Origin of the sequence: Muriicola jejuensis, assembly GCF_010671595.1 — a bacterium.
Classification (GTDB): domain Bacteria; phylum Bacteroidota; class Bacteroidia; order Flavobacteriales; family Flavobacteriaceae; genus Muriicola; species Muriicola jejuensis.
In genome coordinates this window covers 102,826-121,708 of record NZ_JAABOP010000003.1, presented here as the reverse complement: position 1 = coordinate 121,708, position 18,883 = coordinate 102,826, and the positions used below count along the sequence as shown (strand labels likewise).

Here is an 18,883-nt window from a genome sequence, read left to right as displayed (position 1 = left end):
TCACTGGCCCTGATGAGTTAAAGGTCTTGGAATAAGTAGTAATTCGGTTTGTCTTCCGTTTACATATCTGAAGCCGTCCTTCCCGTAAAATCCGGCTTCCTCCAGCATGATCCTGATATCCCGCTTCCATTGAGGGAGATAGACCGTCGTATTGAGTTCGATGGCGTAGACCGTATAGGGGTTCAGGGGGTAATTCTCCCCATCGTCCTTCATAACACCGCCCTGGGAGTCCCACATCCCGATCGTGGTACCGGCCGAATGCCCGTACATCCCAAGGGGGTGGGTGTAAATGGCCGGCCTTAACCCTTCTGCCCTTCCGGCTTCCAGCGCCCTGGAAAGGATCTCGTTCCCGCTAAGGCCCGCTTTCATATTCTCTGTGAGATGGTCCTGCACCCGGTTGCCCTCCCGAAGGGCATCGAGGAGAAATTCAGGAGCAGTTGTTTCCCCGGGTTTTAAGACATATGCCAGTTCCTGGCAGTCCGTGTTGAGCCTTAGGTAGGTGATCCCGAAATCGCAGTGGAGAAGATCCCCGGGCAGGATCAACATATCCTCCGGCCTGCCTGAAAAGGAATAGAGATGCCCCACCAGGGCTTCTTCAGAGCGTTGAATATCGACCGTGGGGTGAAACCAGGTCTCCAGACCCAGGTCCGTGACCTTTTGCCGCATCCACCATTCCACGTCTGAGGTGGTGGTGATTCCAGGGGTGATGACCTTTTCCGAAAATGCTTCAGCGATGATCTCGTGGGTAATACTGACTAACTGGGAATATATGACCATTTCCCGTTCGGTCCTGGTCTCTATCCATGCCACAGCCAATTGTTCGGCGGAGACCACCCTTTTGTGATAGGATTTGGGGAGGTAGGCCATAAATTCGTCATGGTCCGTTTTATCCAGGCCGTCTGCGATGTTGTGATCTTTGGAGAAATTGAGCCCGATTCGTTGGGGGTCCCTGGATTGAATGATCTCCATCAGCCGTTTCCATTGGTCGGGTTCCTGCTCCTTATCCCAGGCCGAGACGATGTTTTTGCCCACATTATAGCGGGCTACCGCCAGTTTTTCAATGCGGTTGTTCTGCTGGTCCCTGTAGAATACGAGGATGGTCCTCCGCCTTGCATTGAGCCAGGTAGCCGGCAACATGGTTTTCAGCACCGGGTCCTCGTTGTACTCCCTCGAAATCAGGATCCACATGTCGATTCCCGTCTTGTCCATCAGGCCGGGTAACACGGTATTGAATCGCTCGTCAAGGATCTGATCGACTACGGCCGCTCTTTCTTTTTCGGGCAGAATATGTTGTCCAAAAGCAGAAGAAAGACCGGCTGCTAAAGAGATAAAGAATACCATTCCATATCCCTTAATTAAACATTTGAAGAGAGAAGAGTTTGAGAAATCCACGTGATATTATATTTAAATTGATAATAATTAAATGTAATCAGAGCCTGTTTCTTTGGTTGCCGCACTTTTTTCATAGAAGTGAATGTCGCAGTCTATTGGAGTATTTCCTTTCGGATGGCATCTCGTTTAACTTTCCCTGATTTAGATTGTGGAAAATGATTCAGGTAGTAAACCTCTTTGGGCTTCTCATACTTTTCCAGTTTTCTCATCCCAGATATCTTATCCAGCAGGTCTGAGGTCCTGCCCTCCCCCTCCAGCACCAGGATCAGTTTCTCCCCAAGGGTATCATCCGGTTTAGAACTAATGATAAACCTGCCTGAGATTACAGTTCTCAGTTTTTCCTCAATCTGTTCCGGAATGAGCTTAACTCCCCCAGAATTGATCATATTGTCCCACCTTCCAAGCCAGTCGAATTCCGTTTCTGAGACCAGGCTGACCAGGTCATTGGTCTTCAGGTTATCCAGCCCGAGTTCTGGAGCATGGATCTGCAGGCAACCGCGATCGTCGGAGGAGACGGTTATTCCCGGCAGGGTGTGGAAATGTTCGGACATGCCTTGCTGTGCCTGAGGTTTTTCTCCGTCTACGAAGCGCACGGCTATGTGTGAACAGGTCTCCGTCATTCCGTAGGTCTCATAAATCCGCGTCTCCAGACCTTTCAGCCTGTCTCTGAGTTTACCGGGGATGGGAGCCCCGCCAACAAGTATGGTCCCAATTTTTGAAAGATGCCTGATCGATTTCTCGAGCTGCAGGGGGACCATGGAACACAGATCGTACTGTTTACTGATTCCTGCAAGAGGTGCGGAGGAAGGGGTCACCGTGTCCAGGGATAATCCAAGGACCATGGCCCTGACCAGCATCATCTTTGCGGCTATATGATCTGCAGACAAACACAGAAGGGCCGTAGATCTCTCACGTATCCCGAAATAGGAACCCGTTGCCAGAGCAGAATTCACCATGGCCTGTTTTTTCAGGGAGATCGACTTAGGCCTGCCGGTAGAACCCGATGTTTTTACCACGATTTCTTCCCGAGGTGAGATCCAGTCCATCAGGAAATCGCCTATAAGCCTCTCCTCCCTGTCACCTTCCTTGATAAGGCTGTAAGCCACGTCGTTGAGTTCGTGAAGGGAATAGTGAAATCCCTGCAATTTGAAGTGAGGATGTATATCGTTAAAGTGTCTCTGCATGGGTTTGATTTTCTAGGAATTCCTCTTTGGACATAACTTTTCCTGTCAATTTATCCCTCCAGTCTTTCCAGCCATACTTTTTTGCAAAGAACAACAATAACAGGGGAAAGAGAATAAGAACAGGCAGCAGGATATTCCATCCCAGGGTGGGTTCTGACACATCCTTGTAAATGGAATCTACCTGAAATGCTGACCAATCGGAGGTGAGCAGGAGAGCTCCAAAGAGGTTGTTGGCAGCGTGGAAACCGAGAGCGAGCTCCAGGCCTTCATCCATAAGGGTGGTGATCCCCAGAAAAAGTCCGGTACCTATGTAAAAGATCATGACCCCCGGCCCCAGTTTGTCTACTTCAGGGTTCCCCAGGTGCATTAGCCCGAAAAGCACGGAGGTCAGAATGAGAGGAAACCAGCGATTGCGAACCAGTAGTCCCACGCCTTGCAACATATGACCGCGGAACATGTATTCTTCGAAACTTGTCTGCAAGGGCATGAGCAATATGACGATGGCTGCCAGCTTTAAAAAGGGAACCAGTTGGAAGTTCCACCTGTAATCTTCCGGGGAAAAATAGACATCTGTCATCGTCAGCAGCACCGTGATTCCTCCCCATAGGAAAAAGGCGAACCAAATCCGGTTCCAGTCCACTTTCCTGCGCGAAGTCGTAAAGGCCGTTAAAGGTTGCTGTTGCACTAATTTTACCCATCCCAGCAGAAAGAAGAGACCTAAAGCCAGTGGGGAAAGCAAGAGGATGAGTACCAGGTTGGAGCCTAATTGCTCGATCAGGCCTGCCATCATCTGGTCCACACTTACGGGGGAGTAAATGATGGAAATATAATTCATCACCATAAAGGCGATAAATCCAAGTGGGAGAATCCAAAACTTCCATTGGGCATAACTCCCTTTGTATCCTTGTTCTATATACATGTCTTTCAAATAAAATTCGTTTTCCAGGTCTTGTCCTTCCTGTACCAAAGCTCGCCATAGGTGACCTCCAGGGGGCTCTCCACATTGTTGGAGAACAATTGCCCCGTACCAAGGCCCTGGGGCATGGGATTTTGAAGGGTAAAGGTCCACTGTGCGATGGCATTGAGGCCGATGTTGCTCTCCAGTGCACTGGTGACCCACCACCCTATCTCGAACTCCCTGGCTAAGGTAATCCATTCCCGGCTTCCGCGAAATCCTCCCACCAGGCTGGGCTTCAAGATAAGGTAATGCGGCTTTACTATCTGTAGCAATTCCCTCTTTTTTGTTTCAGCAGTTAGTCCGATGAGTTCTTCATCCAGGGCGATGTCTACCAGGCCCGCCTCACAAAGCGACTTCATAAGTTGGTATTGCCCGGGTTTTACCGGCTGTTCAATAGAATGAATATCGAGGGTTGCCAGTTGTTCCAGTTTCCGGAAAGCGTCTTCCGGGCCGAAGGCACCATTGGCGTCAACCCTCAATTCGATCTCATCCTTTGAATAATCTGCCCGTATCCCCCTCAGTATGTCGAGCTCTGTGTTGAAATCGATGGCCCCGATCTTGAGTTTCAGACAGTGAAAACCCATGGCCACTTTTTGCCTGAGCTGTTCCTCCATAGACTCTCGGTTACCCATCCAAATCAGGCCATTGATTGGGATCGGTTCCACCGCATCCGTGAAGGCTGAAGGGTACAGGAGAAAGGGATACTCTGCTTCCAGCGACCTGAATGCCTGTTCCAGCCCAAATTGTATACTGGGATAGTCCCGGAGTTCCCCGAGCAGGAAGTCGAGTCCCTTTCCGATGTGAAGGCATGCCCACTGTAGCCTCTGCTCGTAGTCGGGCACGTCGTCATAGCTCAAACCCCTGAACATTCCGCATTCCCCAATGCCTGTCTTATTCCCATCCCTCAACACAAGGAACCAGGTCTCCTTAGTGGTAAGGATACCCCTGGAAGTGCCACCGGGGCTGATGAACTGGAGAACGTGTTTTTTAAAGGATGCCTTCATAAGGAAATGCTGCAAATTTAGCTATATTTTGACTCTTATAAAGATCATAATCATGAGGATTAAAGACAAGGTGATTTGGATCACGGGGGCATCTTCCGGAATAGGGGAAGCCCTCGCCTATGCATTGAGCGAGTCCGGGAATACCCTGATCCTATCCTCCAGGAATGAGGCAGAACTGTTGCGGGTCAAAAAGGCCTGCAACCCACTTTCTAAGGTGATGGTCCTTCCGATGGACCTGGGCGACTCAGGAATGATGGAGGAGCTGGTGGCCAGGGCCATAGAGATGAGCGGACCTATCGATATGCTGATCAACAACGCCGGGGTGAGCCAGCGTTCCCTCATTGCCGACACCACCCTGGAGGTCTACCGGGAACTTATGGAAGTAAATTACCTGGGAACCCTGGCCCTTACCAAAGCGCTTCTGCCTCATTTTATCGCTCAGGGTGGCGGTCATTTCATAACGGTGACCAGTCTGATGGGCCGTTTCGGCAGTCCGCTCCGATCAGGGTATTGCGCTGCCAAACACGCCCTCCACGGTTTCTTCGATGTGCTGAGGATGGAACATGAAAAAGACGGGATAAAGGTCACCCTGATCTGTCCTGGCTTTGTAAGGACGCGAGTTGCCTATAACGCCCTAACCGGCGATGGCAGTTCTCAGGGTCTCAATGACACGGCCACCGCTGAAGGCATGTCGCCGGATGTTTTCGCCCGGAAGATGATTAAGGCGATAGAAAAGCAGAAATTTGAGGCATACATCGGAGGGAAGGAGGTTTCGGGTGTCTACCTCAAGCGGTTTTTTCCGAGGCTTCTCCTCCGGGTGGTCCTCAGGAGCAGGGTGGTCTGATCAGAGTTTCAGGGTCTCCCCTATCCCCAAAAGGTGCAATTTTTTTCCCGCATTCTCAAAGGTCTCCTGGGCCACCTTGTGATCGATCTCAATATATCCGAAGGTGTCATAATGGTACCCCAGCACTTTATCGCACTCCACAAAGTCTGAAGCCCGGACAGCATCATCGATGCCCATGGTGAAATTGTCCCCAATGGGAAGCACGGCAAGGTCCAGTTTGAATTGCATGGGGATGAGCTTCATATCCATGGTGAGGGCCGTATCCCCGGCGATATATACGTTCTTTCCTTCTGCGCTGATAATAAAACCACCGGGTTGCCCCCCATAGGTACCGTCCGCAAAGGAAGAGGTGTGTACGGCCTGAACGTACTTTAAAGTACCGAAGGAAAAGGTCCAGCTACCCCCGTGGTTCATAGGGTGTACTTCACACCCTTTTTCCTGGAAATACATGGCGATCTCGTAATTGCTGATGATCTTGGGCTTGCATTGTTTTGCGATCTCTTCCACATCGAGTACGTGGTCCTGATGCGCATGCGTCAGCAGGATATAATCGGGTTTCAGCCCCTTGAGGGAGATGGTATCCTTGACCATAGGGTTACCCGTGATAAAAGGATCTACGAGGAGGGTGTGTTCTGCCAGTTTTATGGACAGGGTGGCATGTCCCAGGAAGGTGATTTCCATACAATTCGATTTAGAGGTCCTAATTTATTTAAAATTGAACCAAAATCGAACCCCTTCTGTGGTTTTATCGATATTTAAAGTAGACTGAAGCTGGTTGACCAGGCGGTTCATAAGTCGGATCCCCATAGAGGAGTTGGCCCTGTCCTCGGAATCTTCCGGTAGTCCGACCCCATTGTCGGTATACTCAAAATATCCCTGTTCCCCATTCTTACGCAGGTGGATATAGATCTTGCCGTTCTCACTGTCATCCGGAAAGGCGTATTTAAAGGAATTGGACACCAGTTCGTTCAGGATCAGGCCAAAGGGTATGGCCCGGTCTATGTCGAGTTCCACCCCTTCGGCATCTATGGTGATATTGATATTGTGCCCTCCCTTCTTAAAGACGGATTGTACACTGTTGATAAGGCTTTCGATATAGCCCTGCATCTCGATGACCGAGAGGTCGTCGTTCTGATAGAGTTTCTGATGGATCAGCGCCATGGCCTTTACCCTGCTCTTTCCTTCCTCCAGGGCTTCAATAGCGGCCTTGCTTCGAGTGTTCTTGGTCTGAAGGCTCAGCAGACTGGATACCATCTGAAGGTTGTTCTTCACCCTGTGGTGGATCTCTTTCAGGAGGGAGTCCTTTTCTACCAGCGCGTTCTCAATGATGTGTTTTTGTTCGGCAATCAACCGCTGGTTCTTGATACTTTTCAGATACGCAAAGACCAGTCCGGCAAAACCGAGGAGGGTGAAGATCAGGGAGATGAAGATCAGATTACTGCGTTCATCCATAGCGGCGATCTCGCTCTTTTTCTGTTCCATCTCGAGGTTTTGCTGGTTGATCTTCCTGCGGGAATCCTCCACGATCTCCTCCGAGATGATAGAAGCCAATTGCTGCCTTTTAATGGCCGATTCATTGGCCTCGAGGGAATCCTGTATACGCATATTCCGCTTGAGGTATTCAGCAAGCCTCTCGTAATTCCCTTGTCGGTCATAATAAGCAGCGAACAGCCTGTTCTTTTTGATGATCTGTTGGGTCTTCGAAAGTTCCAGGTCGAGATCCAGATACTCCTTGGCCACTTTCAGGCGGTCCATCCTTAGATGGCACTCGGCGAGTACGAGAACGTTCTCATTAACGTCGTCAGAGGTCCTGCCAATATTGTTTTCCTCTATGGTCGCGATACTGGTCTCCAGGTAGGGTATGGCCTTTTCGAACTGTCCCATCTGGGCGTAGCACTTCCCTATGTTGCCCTCTATGATCCCCTTGAGCATATTCGCCCTGATGATCTCACTTTCAGTCTTTACCGTCACCATATCATTGAGGTAGACGTTGATAAAGCCATTGGCTTTGGAGAAATTCGAAAGGGCCGTGGAAGTGGATTTGTCGAGTAATAAATATTTACCGATAGAATTGTGGTAATCTGCCCATCCGTAATAATCGTTCTCCTCAATGGTGTTCTTTTTCTCGTAGATGTACTCCTTCATAGCCTGGCGGTGAAGCCCCAGGTTGGAATAGATATCGTAAAAGGAGATCTTGTCTTTGAGTCCGAGTTCCCTCTTTTGTTTCCTGATCTCGACCTGCTTGTCATAAAGTTCCAGACGCGAATAGTTGGCATCCATCAAGTTTAGAAGCAATTCGGTGGTAGAAATATCCAGCTTGTGTTTTTCGCTGTAGATCTTAGTGGCCTCGGCAATACTCTTGTCGTAATCGCCAATGTCATAGTAGATCTGGGATTTGATCAGCCTGTACTTCTTTAAAGCCAGGGAATCACCCCCCATTTCGGAGTTTTTTATGTAACGGTCCACTGCATCCAGCCAGTCATAGGCAGAGTGTGTATTATAGCGGTTAACGGTCTCGAAGAACAGGCTGAACCTGTCCGAAACCGATCCGGCTTCCTCGAACTTGACCAGGGCATCGTTGTCTATGGGTTCCAGGTCCTGGGTGTACCCCATAGAGGATACCATGACAAGCAAGAAGATAAAAAAGATGCTTAGCTTTTTCGCCATATCACGCTCCGTGAGAAGTCTTTTGAACAGGTTGTAATTTGGGCGATTTACCTCCTGAAAACCGCCTATCAAAATTACCATTAATTAACGGTCTGTATAAATATTTGTTGTAAACAAAGGGGTTTGTGTGGTCATCGCCACTTGGAGGTACTAAAGACAGTACCCCGAGCCGGGAATTGAAGAGTGGCTGAAAGCGTTTATTTTTAGTAATAGTGTTCTTTTGTGTATCCGTCATAAAAAAAGCCATGCGTTGCAGCATAGCTTAAGGATCGTCTAAGAAAGGTAAGATTTGGGATTTTCCTAGAACAGCCTAAAAGTACACTTATCTTTCAGCGACCTTTTCAATTTGTTGTGAAACCACCCCGGGATGTTGTGAAAAGGCATATGGGGTATGTAAGGGGACCTCGGACTATGGTAGGCGGGTAATGATCCGAAACATTCCAAAAAAAAAAGGGTCCGTCATTTCTGATCGGACCCTTTTACGAGAACACTATATGAAAATGAAAAAAAGGTAATTCCTGATTTTCACACCAAATTACCTCATTTCCCTCTACGGGACAGAAAGAATGTTGTCAAAGCTCTATAAGTTGTTGTGAACCTCGATATCATCACTGTCGGGTTCGTCAAAATGGCTGAAAAAGAGGATGAAAGTCTTATGAGTTCATCGCGGAGATGATGAATTCCTTGAATTCCTTGGAGATTGGGATCAGTGTATTGTTGATCATGATATCCTTGGAATTGATGGCATCGATATGGTCCACGTTTACGATATAGGACTTGTGCGCCCTGTAGAATTTATTCTTTGGCAATTTTTCCAGGTAATCCTTCAGAGGAGACCTCACCAGGAATTTCTTGTCCACTGTATTGACCTCCAGGTATACGTTATCTGCTTTGATAAATCGGATATCCTCGAACTGGATTCGGTAATACAGGTGTTGTTTCTTAACGAAGATGGAATCTTTAAGAACGGAATTGGAAACCACTTTGTCCGAGGTATCCTCTTCTGAATGCTCCCCTTTCTTTTCCGAATAATCATAATTGGACAGCGCTATCTCTATAGAAGTATACAGATCTTGCTGCTCAAAAGGTTTGACAAGATATCCGTTGGGCTTTACTGTTTTGGCGTTCTCTACGGTTGCCCTGTCAGAGTTGGAGGTTACGAAGATAAACGGGATGTTGTAATTCTCGCGAATGTGTTTCCCGAGGTCGATCCCCGTTTTGTCTGATGCCAGGATTATATCGATCAGTACGAGGTCTACATGATTGTTCTTGAGGACTTCTTCGGCTTGCTCGTAAACGATCACATTGTCGACGATCTCGTAACCAATTTCTTCCAGCATGGACTGCATATCGTCCGCGATGATCACATTATCTTCTACAATAAGGATCTTGATGGGCTCTTCCAAAATGTATGGGGTTTACAGCGGTTATGGTATTCAAATTTACAAAAAAATATTAAACCCGAGATAAAAGAATACCGCCAGTCCAAAGGTGCTTAGAGCCACCTTCTTGAGCTCCGGGTCGAACATTTCGGGCGAGTGTATTCCCCGTACTTTAATCGCGTGAAGGGCAAGCGGTACGTAAGCCAGAAGACATGTGAATTGATACCATTGCTCTCCGTGGATCAATAGAAAGGCTGTCAAACAGATCAGGGAAAGTAAAAGGAGGAGGTAGTGGTACACCTTCGCATTTTCTATGCCCAGTTTCACCGCCAGGGTATTTTTTCCGGCCTTCTTATCGGAAGTGATATCCCTCATATTGTTCAGGTTGAGAACTGCTGTACTCAGAAAACCGATGGTCATGGCGGGAAGGACATCCGCTGCCATCAGGTCTTTGGTGAACAGGAAAAGGGTGCCCAGGACGGCCAACAACCCAAAGAAGCAAAAGACAAAAAGATCGCCCAGGCCTTTGTATCCATAGGCTGAATCTCCCACCGTGTAACGTATGGCAGCCCAAACCGCGATGGCGCCTAGCGCAGTAAATAGCAAAAAGTATTCAGGATAGCCGTCAAATGCGGCATAGAGTAAAAACCCCATAAAAACCAGCGTAATCAGCACGGAGATCAAGATTCCCGACTTGAGCTCTGATGCGGAAAGGGCTCCACTCTGCATGGCCCGTTTAGGGCCGATCCGCTCATCGTTGTCTGTTCCTTTAATGCCGTCACCGTAGTCGTTGGCCAGATTGGAGATGATCTGCAGACCCAGGGTGGTCAACAGGGCGAGCGCAAAAACAAAGAGATCGGATTTACCGTGGATGGAAGCCATGCCCGACCCGACCAGGATGCCGGAAACCGATAGAGGCAAGGTCCTTAGACGTGCTGCACTTACCCAGGCTTTCGCTTTCAATTACGCTAATTGGCAGGTTCTATCTTCAGTCGTTTCCCGTCCTTGTAAGAAGCCACAAAAGCGTCTTCAAAACCGAGAGTCACCAGTTGTTTTCTGAATTTCTGGGCTTCCTCCAGGGTCTCGAAATTACCCAGGGAATACGAATAGAAAGGGTTCGTCTTCACGAACATCGTATTGTTAAGAGATTTAGAGGAAAGGGTGAGGTTGTTTTCTACAAAGGACTTGATCTGAACTGAATAGATGGTCTCTTTCTCCAGAAAGTTCTTGGCGAGGTAGAATTCCTTTACCAGGCTTAGTTCCTCATTCTCTTTTTTGAGGTTGTCTATCCTGTCCTTAAAGCTTTCGAGGCTATCCAGGGGTACGGAAAAACTGTTCTTGGCCACCTCAGAATTGGAGGTGCTCCAACCCGCCGTAAAAGAAGTGATGGCCAGGGTAGCGATCAGGAAGAGCACAGTAACCCCCGCGAAGACATTCCTCTGTATCTTGCTCCGCTTCAGTTCCTTGTTCTTGTATTTGATCTGATCTAAAAGTCGCTCGTTTATGATCTGGGCCTTGTCGATATCCTTGTGCAATTCCAGCAGGTCGCTCTCCTCAATAAATGGCATACGATTCCGGGTTTTAAAAGTGGGAGATAAATATAACCAAAAAGCTAAGAATCAAAAAAATAATGGTCCTGAATTAGACAATAAAATGCAATCACTAACCGCGATGGAAATACAAGCGTCGCCATACCGGGCCAACGGCCTATTCCACCATCCTGATCCCTTCGCCTGAAAGCTCTATCTTTCTTGCCTTGTAAAGTGTGCCCACGGCCTTCTTGAAGGTCTTTTTGCTCATAGGGAACCAGGCCCTTATCTCCTCCGGGGTGGAGGCATCGCTGAGACTGAGGAAGCCACCCTCTTCCCGCAGCCTTTGGAAGATCTGTTCTGCGGCCGGTTCTAGGGCTTTCGCGCCCATTGGCTGCAGGACAATGTCCAGCTTCTTGTCCGGACGTACCTGTTTAACGTACCCTTTTAAAGTATCCCCCACTGAAATTTTCATAAAAACATCACTGTGAAAGACCATTCCCCTGTGACGGTCATTCACGACCACATCCCATCCCAGGTCCGAACGCCTGTAGACCAGCAAGCTGACTTCCTCGTTGGGTTTGAGTTCCACAGATTCGTTATCCAGGAATTTAGACAACCTGGTGGACCCCACTAGGCGGAATGACTTTTCATCAAGATAACAGTGTACCACCTCCCACTTGCCGGCTTCCAGTTTAGTGCCCTGTTCCCGGTATGGGACCAGGAGGTGCTTTTCCAGTCCCCAGTCCATGAACGCACCGATCTCATTCACTTCGGCAACCCGGAGATATGCAAAACTATTGCGTTTAATAAAAGGTCTTATGGTAGTGGCCACCGGCCGTTCCTCATGGTCGAGATAACAGAACACTTCTATCTCCTGGCCGATCTCAAAATCCTCAGGAACATATTTTGAAGGTAGTAACAGGTCGTCCACATCCTCGTCGCCCAGGAACAAACCTACACTGGTACTTCTCAGAATGCTAAGCTTGTTGTAATTTCCCAATTCTATCATAAGGGATGGTATTATTAATGTTTGAAGGAATTCCTGCAATCAGCAGTTTGTTTACCTGCAGCAAAAGGTCAATTGTAGACCTCCTCCCGTCCGAATTTCCGGGTGAGGAGGTAATAGACCACCGCCCGGTATTTGGTCCGCTCCGAGGCCCCGTATCTTTCCATGATCTCCAGGATTGCGCGGTCCAGGTCTTCTGACCCGGGAAGGCCCAGTTTTCCGATCAGGAAATTATCTTTAACCCTAGCCAGTTCTTTTTCATCCGAACTGGAGACATTGGCGGAATCCCGGTTGTAAATGGAAGGCCCCAGGCCTACGGTTACCTTTTTTAACAGGACCATGTCCGGTTCCTCCCCGAATTTCGTCCGGATCGCCTCGGCGTATTTCTCAATCAGTTCGTCTCGTTTGTTGGCCATAGCAGGGGTATTCTGTTTTTGTTGAGGGTTCAAGATAGAAAATCGAAATAGGAGAGCAAAATCCTGTCGTTTAATTCGGCCGGGGTCTTTATTTCCAGCACCACAGGACGGTCTGAAGGTTTGAAGAAATCATCGAGGGCTGTCATAAGTTCTTCTTTGCCTGTAGCCACGCGATACTGCAGGCCATGCAATTCGCATACAGACTTCGCATTCAGGTCATGGGACGTTTCGAAATAGGTCTTGAAATTAGGAGAATCCTCTTTCCCGGGCAGTATCCGAAAGATCCCTCCTCCCCCATTGTTGACCAGGACAACCCTGAAATCGGGACGCAGGTATTGATTCCAAAGACCATTGATATCATAGAAAAAACTGAGATCCCCCGTAATGAGCACCGTGGGTTCTTTAAAGTGAATCGCCGCACCTGCCGCCGTGGAAGTACTGCCGTCTATCCCGCTGGTTCCCCTGTTGCAGTGCACCGCCTGGTGTTTGCCCATGTCAAAAAGCTGTGCGTATCGGACGGTAGAACTATTGGCCAATTGTACCATAACGCCTTTGGGGAGACTCCGCAATACCTTGTCGAAGGCCCACATATCCGTAAAGGGGATCTGTTTCAGATATTCCTCCCTTTTTTGGACATAGCGATCCCTGACCCTGAGCCAATTTTCCTGGTAATTTCCCCGGCCTCTTTCTATTCCCTGTACGAAGGATTTCATAAAAGTGTTAGGCAGGCAACGGAAATGACGATCGAGGGCAAAAAAAGTGTCGTATGCCTTGTTCTCGTGTACATGCCAGTGATGTTTGGGCTTATAAGTTCTCAGGAAGGCCTTGATCTTCTTGGAAACCACCAGCCCCCCGAAGGTGAGCAGGATGTCTGGTTGGAGCTCCTGAAATTTTTCCACCCGCCTGTTCGATTTTTCTATAGGCGCAATAATGCTGTCAATACTCGGGATGATGTTGGGATGGTTGAGGTTGGAAGTGGTCTCCGTAAAGATCAGGACGGAGGGGTCTGACGCCAGTTCCTCGAGCCATCGGGAGTCCAATGTACCTTCGGGCATCACCCCGACCAGCACCATTTTCCGTCCTGCCCTGCTCCATTTTTCCTGATAGACAGAAAGGTCCCCAAGGTCCTCCTCCTCCTTCTGAGGTTGCCTGACATCGGTCAGGTCGAACCAATGGTCGTCTACGGTGTTGTACAGGGGTTCTTCAAATGGGATGTTGATATGTGCAGGAAGGGACCTGGTGAAGAGTGCTTCCATCGCCCGACTTATTTCCTCCCGGTTAAAGGTGTCGATCTCCCTTTGCAACTCTTCTACGGGAATACCTTCCCTGAACTTTTCGGGCTCATAGGCGGAAACGGTATTGGTGGCATGGCTGACATCGAGTTTCAGGTTGGCTGAATAGCCGATATGCCTGTGAAAGACATGATCCTGCCGGATGGTCTGGCCATCTCCTATATCGATCTTGTAAGGCGGGCGGTCTGCCGAGATGACCAGGAGGGGATGGTCGCTGTAAAAGGCCTCAGCGATTGCGGGGTAATAGTTCAGCAAGGCGCTTCCAGAAGTGCAGAGGACGATCACAGGATGTCTGAGCTGCTGAGTCAGGCCGATGGCAAAGAAGGCGGCAGAACGCTCATCCACGATGCTGTAACAGGTAAAAAATGGGTCTTCCGTAAAGCCGATGATCAGCGGTGCATTCCTGGATCCCGGTGAGATGACCACCTGTGAAATCCCGAGCGCTTTACAGTACTGTACCAAAAGTTGTGCTGACGGAATACTTGGGTAACGCATAGGGCTGCAAAAATACGATGCAGGTCCATGCTTTCCCAATCCTTGGAGGGAAATCTACAGTACTTTCAGGATGGTCTTGCTCTTTGCCCGGGTTTCTTCCCATTCCGCAGCCGGGATGGAGTTGGCGGTGATGCCTCCCCCGACGAAGATCCGCGCCTTGTCCCCGAGATATTCCATACACCTGAGGTTGACGAAAAGTCGGGTTTCCCTCCCTTTACCCCGGTGAAGCTCCCCGAGGAATCCGGTATAATACCTCCTGGAGTAGCCCTCGTTAAGGCCAATAAAATCACGCGCTTGCTGTAGCGGTATCCCGCAAACGGCAGGTGTTGGGTGCAATGCTTTGACCACGGATGAAACCTGCTCTTCAGACGCCTTTCCGGACAGGGTGGTCCTGAGGTGCCAGAGATTTCCGGCTTCAACGGTCTCCACCTCTGATCGTGCTGCCGATATACCCTCTCTGGTCAGAACCTCTGAGATATAGTTCGTGACTATCTGCTGTTCCTCTCTTTCCTTGGTTCCCCAGGAAGGTTCTTTCCCTGATTTCTTTTCAAGGGTACCCGCCAGGGCCATAGTAGAAAGCATACCTCCGGAATAGTGCAAAAGGCTCTCAGGACTTGCCCCAACCCAGCAACCCACTTCAGGGTGGTACCAGCAGTAGCAAAAAGCAGAAGGATAGGCAGCCAGAACAGCCCCAAAGATCTCCAGGGCCGTTTTCCCGGTGGTTACATCCAGTTGTCTGGATAAGACCACTTTTTGCATAGTTCCTTCTCTGATCGCCTGAACAGCCCTGTCAACGAGTGCCGCATAGCGGGCCGCTTCCTCAGCTGATTCTGGTGGATATACCCCTTCTGTTTCAGAAACTCTGATCTCCGGTATGGAGAGTATCTCATCCCTATCCGATAGGATCATGAACAAAGGCATTTCCGTTCCATAGGGACCAATGACAAAGCCTGAACGGTCCAGATTGTCAGACCTATGCAACTGGCGGTCTTCCTGATAAATGGCCTTCACAACCGATTCACCGGGATACCTGAACACGGCAAATGGTTTTTCCTGTTTTCGGTGCTCAGCGACTTTACGGAGGAAAAGATGGAGGGGATTATTTTTTGGGGAGGGCAATGGTGGTGAGTTTACAAAGTGAAATGAGATGGTCATCCGCGTCCGTGATCCGGATCTCCCACAACTGTGTGGTCCTGCCCTTGTGGACAATACTGGCTTTGGCATACACCCAGCCTTCCCGCACACTCCTTACGTGGTTGGCGGCGATCTCAATCCCCCTCACAAAAAATGAAGAACCATCAAGGAAAACATAGGATGCCGCACTGCCTACACTCTCGGCAAGTGCTACAGTCGCCCCACCGTGGAGGACCCCATCCGGCTGGTGGACCTTCGGACTTACCGGCATCCTGGCGATCAGGAAATTCTCTCCCACATCCACATATTCTATCTCCAGGGTTTCCATCAGGGTGTTCTTTCGGATCTCATTGCACACCTGAAGGATTTTCGCTTTATGATCGCTCATTTTCTTATTTTTAGCAAAATTAAGCATTCAGCAGCAACTGTAAAGCCCTAATACCGAATTACCCTTGGAAGTAAAAGAAGTGGCCTACCCCGCCCGGAACACGGTATCGACCCAAAATGAGCTTACCTCCAAAACCACTCATGTCTGGATACTATTCCACGGAATGGGGTACCTCAGCAGATATTTTCTCAAGTATTTTGACGGACTGGATCCCGAAAGGCATTTTCTGGTGGCGCCTCAGGCACCCTCCAAATACTATCTGGACAAACACTTTAAACACGTAGGTGCTTCATGGCTCACCAAGGAAGATACGGAACTGGAGATCGAGAATATCCTCTCTTATCTCGATGCCATGATGGCTGGACTGTCCCTTCCAAAAGGGATCAAACTCGTAGTCTTTGGCTTCTCCCAAGGGGTTTCCATTGCCACGCGATGGCTGGCGAGGAGGAAAATCCTGTGTGACCATCTCATCTTATACGCCGGGGGCATCCCGGAGGAAATTAAACCTTCGGATGTTGTCCATCTAAACGATCACACCGGGATCAAAGTCATCGTGGGAAACCGGGATGAATACATTTCCCTTGAGCGATGGGAGCTGGAAAAAGAGAAGATACAAACCCTGTTTAAAGGAAGAGCGGTGGTGGAAGTCTTTGATGGCACACACGAAATCAGGAAAGAACTCATAAACCGTCTCCCGTGAACCTGGATGAGATCCGCCTTGAAAATGACCGCGTCTCCCTCCTGCCGCTCTCCCGGACACACGTCGGAAATTTACTCCCAATCGCCCTCCAAAAGGGTCTGATCAGGTACTCCCCTTCCAAAATCGATTCGGAAGAGGATCTGGCGGCCTATGTTTCAAACGCTTTGGTACAGCGGGAACAAAAGACTGCTATTCCCTTTTTGGTCTTGGACAAAAGATCGGGGAATACCGCAGGGTGTACGCGCTTTATGAACATCGACTGGGATAACAGGGTGGTGCATATCGGGTCTACCTGGATCGGCCGTGAATTTCAGGGGACCGGACTCAACACGGAGATGAAGCGACTCATGATCGATTTCGCCTTTGGCGAACTGCATTTCGAAAAGATCGAATTTCGAATAGACGAGCGGAACACGCCTTCCAGAAAGGCAGTTGAGAAACTGGGGGCCGTTCTCGAAGGGATTCTGAGACGGAATGTATACCTCACCGATGGCTTCAAGCGGGACACTTGTTGTTACGGTCTTTTTCCTACAGAGTGGGAGAAGGCCCGCAGATCCCTTTAATCAGGGCTCTGATTATTACTCCTACGGTTCCTGTGGCATATTATATCTCCCCGGTAGTACATTAAGTTAAATCTGGGCAATAATCACAGGCCCCCGGTCGTTGTTACTATCCATTATCTTACAAAAGAAAAACAGATCCTATCCAAGTTCGCTTCCCATGAAAAAAACAATATTCCTGCTGGCCATGACCCTTTGTTATGCTGCCGGCTTCGCCAATTGCACGAATGCCTATGCCTCAGCCGGATACTCTCTTTCTCACGCTAAAAAATCCATGGAGGCCAACAATTTTGAACATCAGCAATACTACGCCGAAAGAGCTCTCTCGGCCCTTGAAAAGGCCAGGGATGAAAATGAGACCTGCGGATGCCCTAAAGCCGGTGATCCTATCCTGAATGGGATTGAGAACCTGAAGACGGCTCTCAGCCAGGATAAATGGGATAATGGGCGATATTTTACCAAAAGAGCGCTTGAAGATGTGGAAAAGGTCCTATACAACCTGGATATGTGTGCCCTGGATGAGGAGCCTCAACAGTCCGCTGCGCCTCAGGAAAGCCTAACCCTTTCAGGTTCGGGTCCATCTATGGACGATGAATCTCCAAATTCAGAGGAATGGGATACCAAATTAAGCATCAGGCAGACAGCCGAAGATGAGCTCGCTAACATTCAAAAATCCATTGAGAAACTGGCTGCTGTCTTTGAATGTGAAAGGGCCAGGCAGATCGTGATGGACCGAAAGACCAAAACGGACGAGGATCTTCAGGCAGAAAGTGTGTATTCCATCCGATCATTCTACATGTCCCAGGTGGTTGCACTGCACAACAAGGCCCTTTTTGCCCTCCTGGAATGTTCTAAGAAGTAAGTTCAACTTCCCTTTTTGTTCCCTTCAGCATTGCTTTCAGGCAACTTTTCTTCGTAATAGGTGATCCTTCGGGTCGTGTACTGGTTTTGGGGCGAGATAATTTCCTTGGTCCAGTTAGGAGGGTTATGGGCATCGAACTGGTAAATGTACTCCTGCCTGCTTTCCTGTTTGCCCGATTTTTGAAACCGGGTCTTTAGAAACCCTTGTTCGTCGTAGGTAAATAGCACTTCCATAGCCCTGACAAAAGAACTTTGGTCGGCATCATAGGAATATTCCATTTCCCTGACCTTCCTGCCGAGGGTGTCACTTATGGTCTCCGTAGCCCGAAAAGGTTCCCCATTGAGGTATTCCTTGATGAGTTCTTCACGAAGGATACGGTCCTTTTCCCGTTTTTCTGAGGTGCGCACGGACCTTTCGATGATGCCGTTCACATAGGTGGTCCTTGTCACTTCCCCTTTAAGTGTGTCATAAGTTATCCGAGTGTCATCAATCCCCTCATTGGAGGTACGCGTCACGGCAATCAGATTCCCGTTAGAGTCGTAGGAATACTCGAACTGGTCGAGAAATTCCTTTTGATACGAATAGATCTGTTCCCTCCGGACCTTACCATCAAGTGTATCCACTTTAAAGATGTGAGCGATGGAAGTCTGACGATCCAGCTTGTCATCCCTGTAATTTTCGATCCTTTTTTCTGAAAGCGATCCGTCCTTATATCGGTAAAATGTGAGGTCGTAATCCGTTTCACTGTACACGGTAGTGATCTTCTGCAGCAATCCGTCTTCCCTGAAATCGAATGCTTCCTTACCGTAATCCGTGATGACCAGGCACCGCTTAACCTTGCCGGAAAGGCCAAAGTCTGAAGTGGTAAAGACCTTGGGTTCCTGGGACTGGACGGAAATAGACATCCACAGCAGGAGAAGTGTTAATATTCCCGAAAGCACAGATATTCCGTAATTCTTTACATTCATCGAATCAAAATTACACCTTCTTTCCGGATGGAAAAACAAAATACATGCCGAAAAAAAAAGAGGCAGCTTCCGCTGCCTCTTCAGTAATCATACGTGGAG

The 18,883-nt window shown here is 48.8% G+C and carries 19 protein-coding genes; 4 read left to right on the top strand and 15 right to left on the bottom strand.

Annotated features, from left to right (window positions below):
• From GWK09_RS11445 to GWK09_RS11430, 4 genes are all read right to left on the bottom strand, one after another.
• Window positions 1–1,341 carry a M24 family metallopeptidase gene (locus GWK09_RS11445; RefSeq protein ID WP_163693556.1) on the bottom strand — a complete coding sequence of 447 codons (1,341 nt, stop codon included), beginning with the start codon at window positions 1,339–1,341 and terminating at the stop codon, window positions 1–3.
• Window positions 1,342–1,484: 143 nt separating this feature from the next.
• The gene (locus GWK09_RS11440) at window positions 1,485–2,576 is read right to left on the bottom strand and encodes an AMP-binding protein (protein WP_163693555.1); all 1,092 of its coding nucleotides are present in this window, start codon (window positions 2,574–2,576) and stop codon (window positions 1,485–1,487) included.
• Window positions 2,560–3,495 (bottom strand): CPBP family intramembrane glutamic endopeptidase, encoded by a 936-nt coding sequence (locus GWK09_RS11435; protein ID WP_163693554.1) that lies wholly within the window; start codon window positions 3,493–3,495, stop codon window positions 2,560–2,562. The genes GWK09_RS11440 and GWK09_RS11435 overlap by 17 nt, the downstream gene beginning before the upstream one ends.
• A gap of 5 nt (window positions 3,496–3,500) precedes the next feature.
• Window positions 3,501–4,538 (bottom strand): o-succinylbenzoate synthase, encoded by a 1,038-nt coding sequence (locus tag GWK09_RS11430; RefSeq protein ID WP_163693673.1) that lies wholly within the window; start codon window positions 4,536–4,538, stop codon window positions 3,501–3,503.
• Window positions 4,539–4,590: 52 nt separating this feature from the next.
• Here GWK09_RS11430 and GWK09_RS11425 point away from each other — a divergent pair, with 52 nt between their 5' ends.
• Entirely contained in the window at window positions 4,591–5,382 is a 792-nt protein-coding gene (locus GWK09_RS11425) for an SDR family oxidoreductase (RefSeq protein ID WP_163693553.1), read from the top strand.
• Here GWK09_RS11425 and GWK09_RS11420 read toward each other — a convergent pair whose 3' ends face one another.
• The 10 genes from GWK09_RS11420 to GWK09_RS11375 form a co-directional block, all read right to left on the bottom strand.
• A complete protein-coding gene (locus GWK09_RS11420) occupies window positions 5,383–6,063 on the bottom strand; it encodes a metal-dependent hydrolase (RefSeq protein ID WP_163693552.1) in 681 nt (226 codons plus the stop codon). It lies immediately after the preceding gene.
• 24 nt (window positions 6,064–6,087) lie between these two features.
• Window positions 6,088–8,130, bottom strand: coding sequence for a sensor histidine kinase (locus tag GWK09_RS11415; protein WP_239530916.1), 2,043 nt, complete (start codon window positions 8,128–8,130; stop codon window positions 6,088–6,090).
• 572 nt (window positions 8,131–8,702) lie between these two features.
• Entirely contained in the window at window positions 8,703–9,455 is a 753-nt protein-coding gene (locus tag GWK09_RS11410) for a LytR/AlgR family response regulator transcription factor (protein ID WP_163693551.1), read from the bottom strand.
• 36 nt (window positions 9,456–9,491) lie between these two features.
• A complete protein-coding gene (gene menA, locus GWK09_RS11405) occupies window positions 9,492–10,394 on the bottom strand; it encodes a 1,4-dihydroxy-2-naphthoate octaprenyltransferase (protein WP_163693550.1) in 903 nt (300 codons plus the stop codon).
• 5 nt (window positions 10,395–10,399) lie between these two features.
• Window positions 10,400–10,999: an SPOR domain-containing protein gene (locus tag GWK09_RS11400; protein ID WP_163693549.1), complete on the bottom strand. Its 600-nt coding sequence runs from the start codon at window positions 10,997–10,999 to the stop codon at window positions 10,400–10,402.
• 139 nt (window positions 11,000–11,138) lie between these two features.
• Window positions 11,139–11,972 (bottom strand): CvfB family protein, encoded by an 834-nt coding sequence (locus GWK09_RS11395; protein ID WP_163693548.1) that lies wholly within the window; start codon window positions 11,970–11,972, stop codon window positions 11,139–11,141.
• A 68-nt stretch (window positions 11,973–12,040) separates the two neighbouring features.
• Window positions 12,041–12,385, bottom strand: coding sequence for a DUF2853 family protein (locus GWK09_RS11390; RefSeq protein WP_163693547.1), 345 nt, complete (start codon window positions 12,383–12,385; stop codon window positions 12,041–12,043).
• A gap of 29 nt (window positions 12,386–12,414) precedes the next feature.
• A complete protein-coding gene (gene menD, locus GWK09_RS11385; RefSeq protein ID WP_317174521.1) occupies window positions 12,415–14,139 on the bottom strand; it encodes a 2-succinyl-5-enolpyruvyl-6-hydroxy-3-cyclohexene-1-carboxylic-acid synthase in 1,725 nt (574 codons plus the stop codon).
• A gap of 87 nt (window positions 14,140–14,226) precedes the next feature.
• Window positions 14,227–15,210, bottom strand: coding sequence for a chorismate-binding protein (locus GWK09_RS11380; protein ID WP_163693545.1), 984 nt, complete (start codon window positions 15,208–15,210; stop codon window positions 14,227–14,229).
• 61 nt (window positions 15,211–15,271) lie between these two features.
• Complete coding sequence (locus tag GWK09_RS11375) at window positions 15,272–15,694, bottom strand: PaaI family thioesterase (protein ID WP_163693544.1); 423 nt, start codon at window positions 15,692–15,694, stop codon at window positions 15,272–15,274.
• Between the two features lie 64 nt (window positions 15,695–15,758).
• On the opposite strand from GWK09_RS11375, the gene GWK09_RS11370 reads away from it, so the two are divergent.
• The 3 genes from GWK09_RS11370 to GWK09_RS11360 all read left to right on the top strand — a co-directional run bounded on the left by GWK09_RS11370 (window position 15,759) and on the right by GWK09_RS11360 (window position 17,816).
• Complete coding sequence (locus tag GWK09_RS11370) at window positions 15,759–16,394, top strand: alpha/beta hydrolase (protein ID WP_163693543.1); 636 nt, start codon at window positions 15,759–15,761, stop codon at window positions 16,392–16,394.
• Window positions 16,391–16,957 (top strand): GNAT family N-acetyltransferase, encoded by a 567-nt coding sequence (locus GWK09_RS11365; protein WP_163693542.1) that lies wholly within the window; start codon window positions 16,391–16,393, stop codon window positions 16,955–16,957. Before GWK09_RS11370 ends, GWK09_RS11365 begins: the two co-directional genes overlap by 4 nt.
• A 157-nt stretch (window positions 16,958–17,114) precedes the next feature.
• Complete coding sequence (locus GWK09_RS11360) at window positions 17,115–17,816, top strand: hypothetical protein (RefSeq protein ID WP_163693541.1); 702 nt, start codon at window positions 17,115–17,117, stop codon at window positions 17,814–17,816.
• A 2-nt stretch (window positions 17,817–17,818) separates the two neighbouring features.
• Here GWK09_RS11360 and GWK09_RS11355 read toward each other — a convergent pair whose 3' ends face one another.
• The gene (locus tag GWK09_RS11355; protein ID WP_163693540.1) at window positions 17,819–18,784 is read right to left on the bottom strand and encodes a hypothetical protein; all 966 of its coding nucleotides are present in this window, start codon (window positions 18,782–18,784) and stop codon (window positions 17,819–17,821) included.
• Window positions 18,785–18,883: the final 99 nt, after the last annotated feature.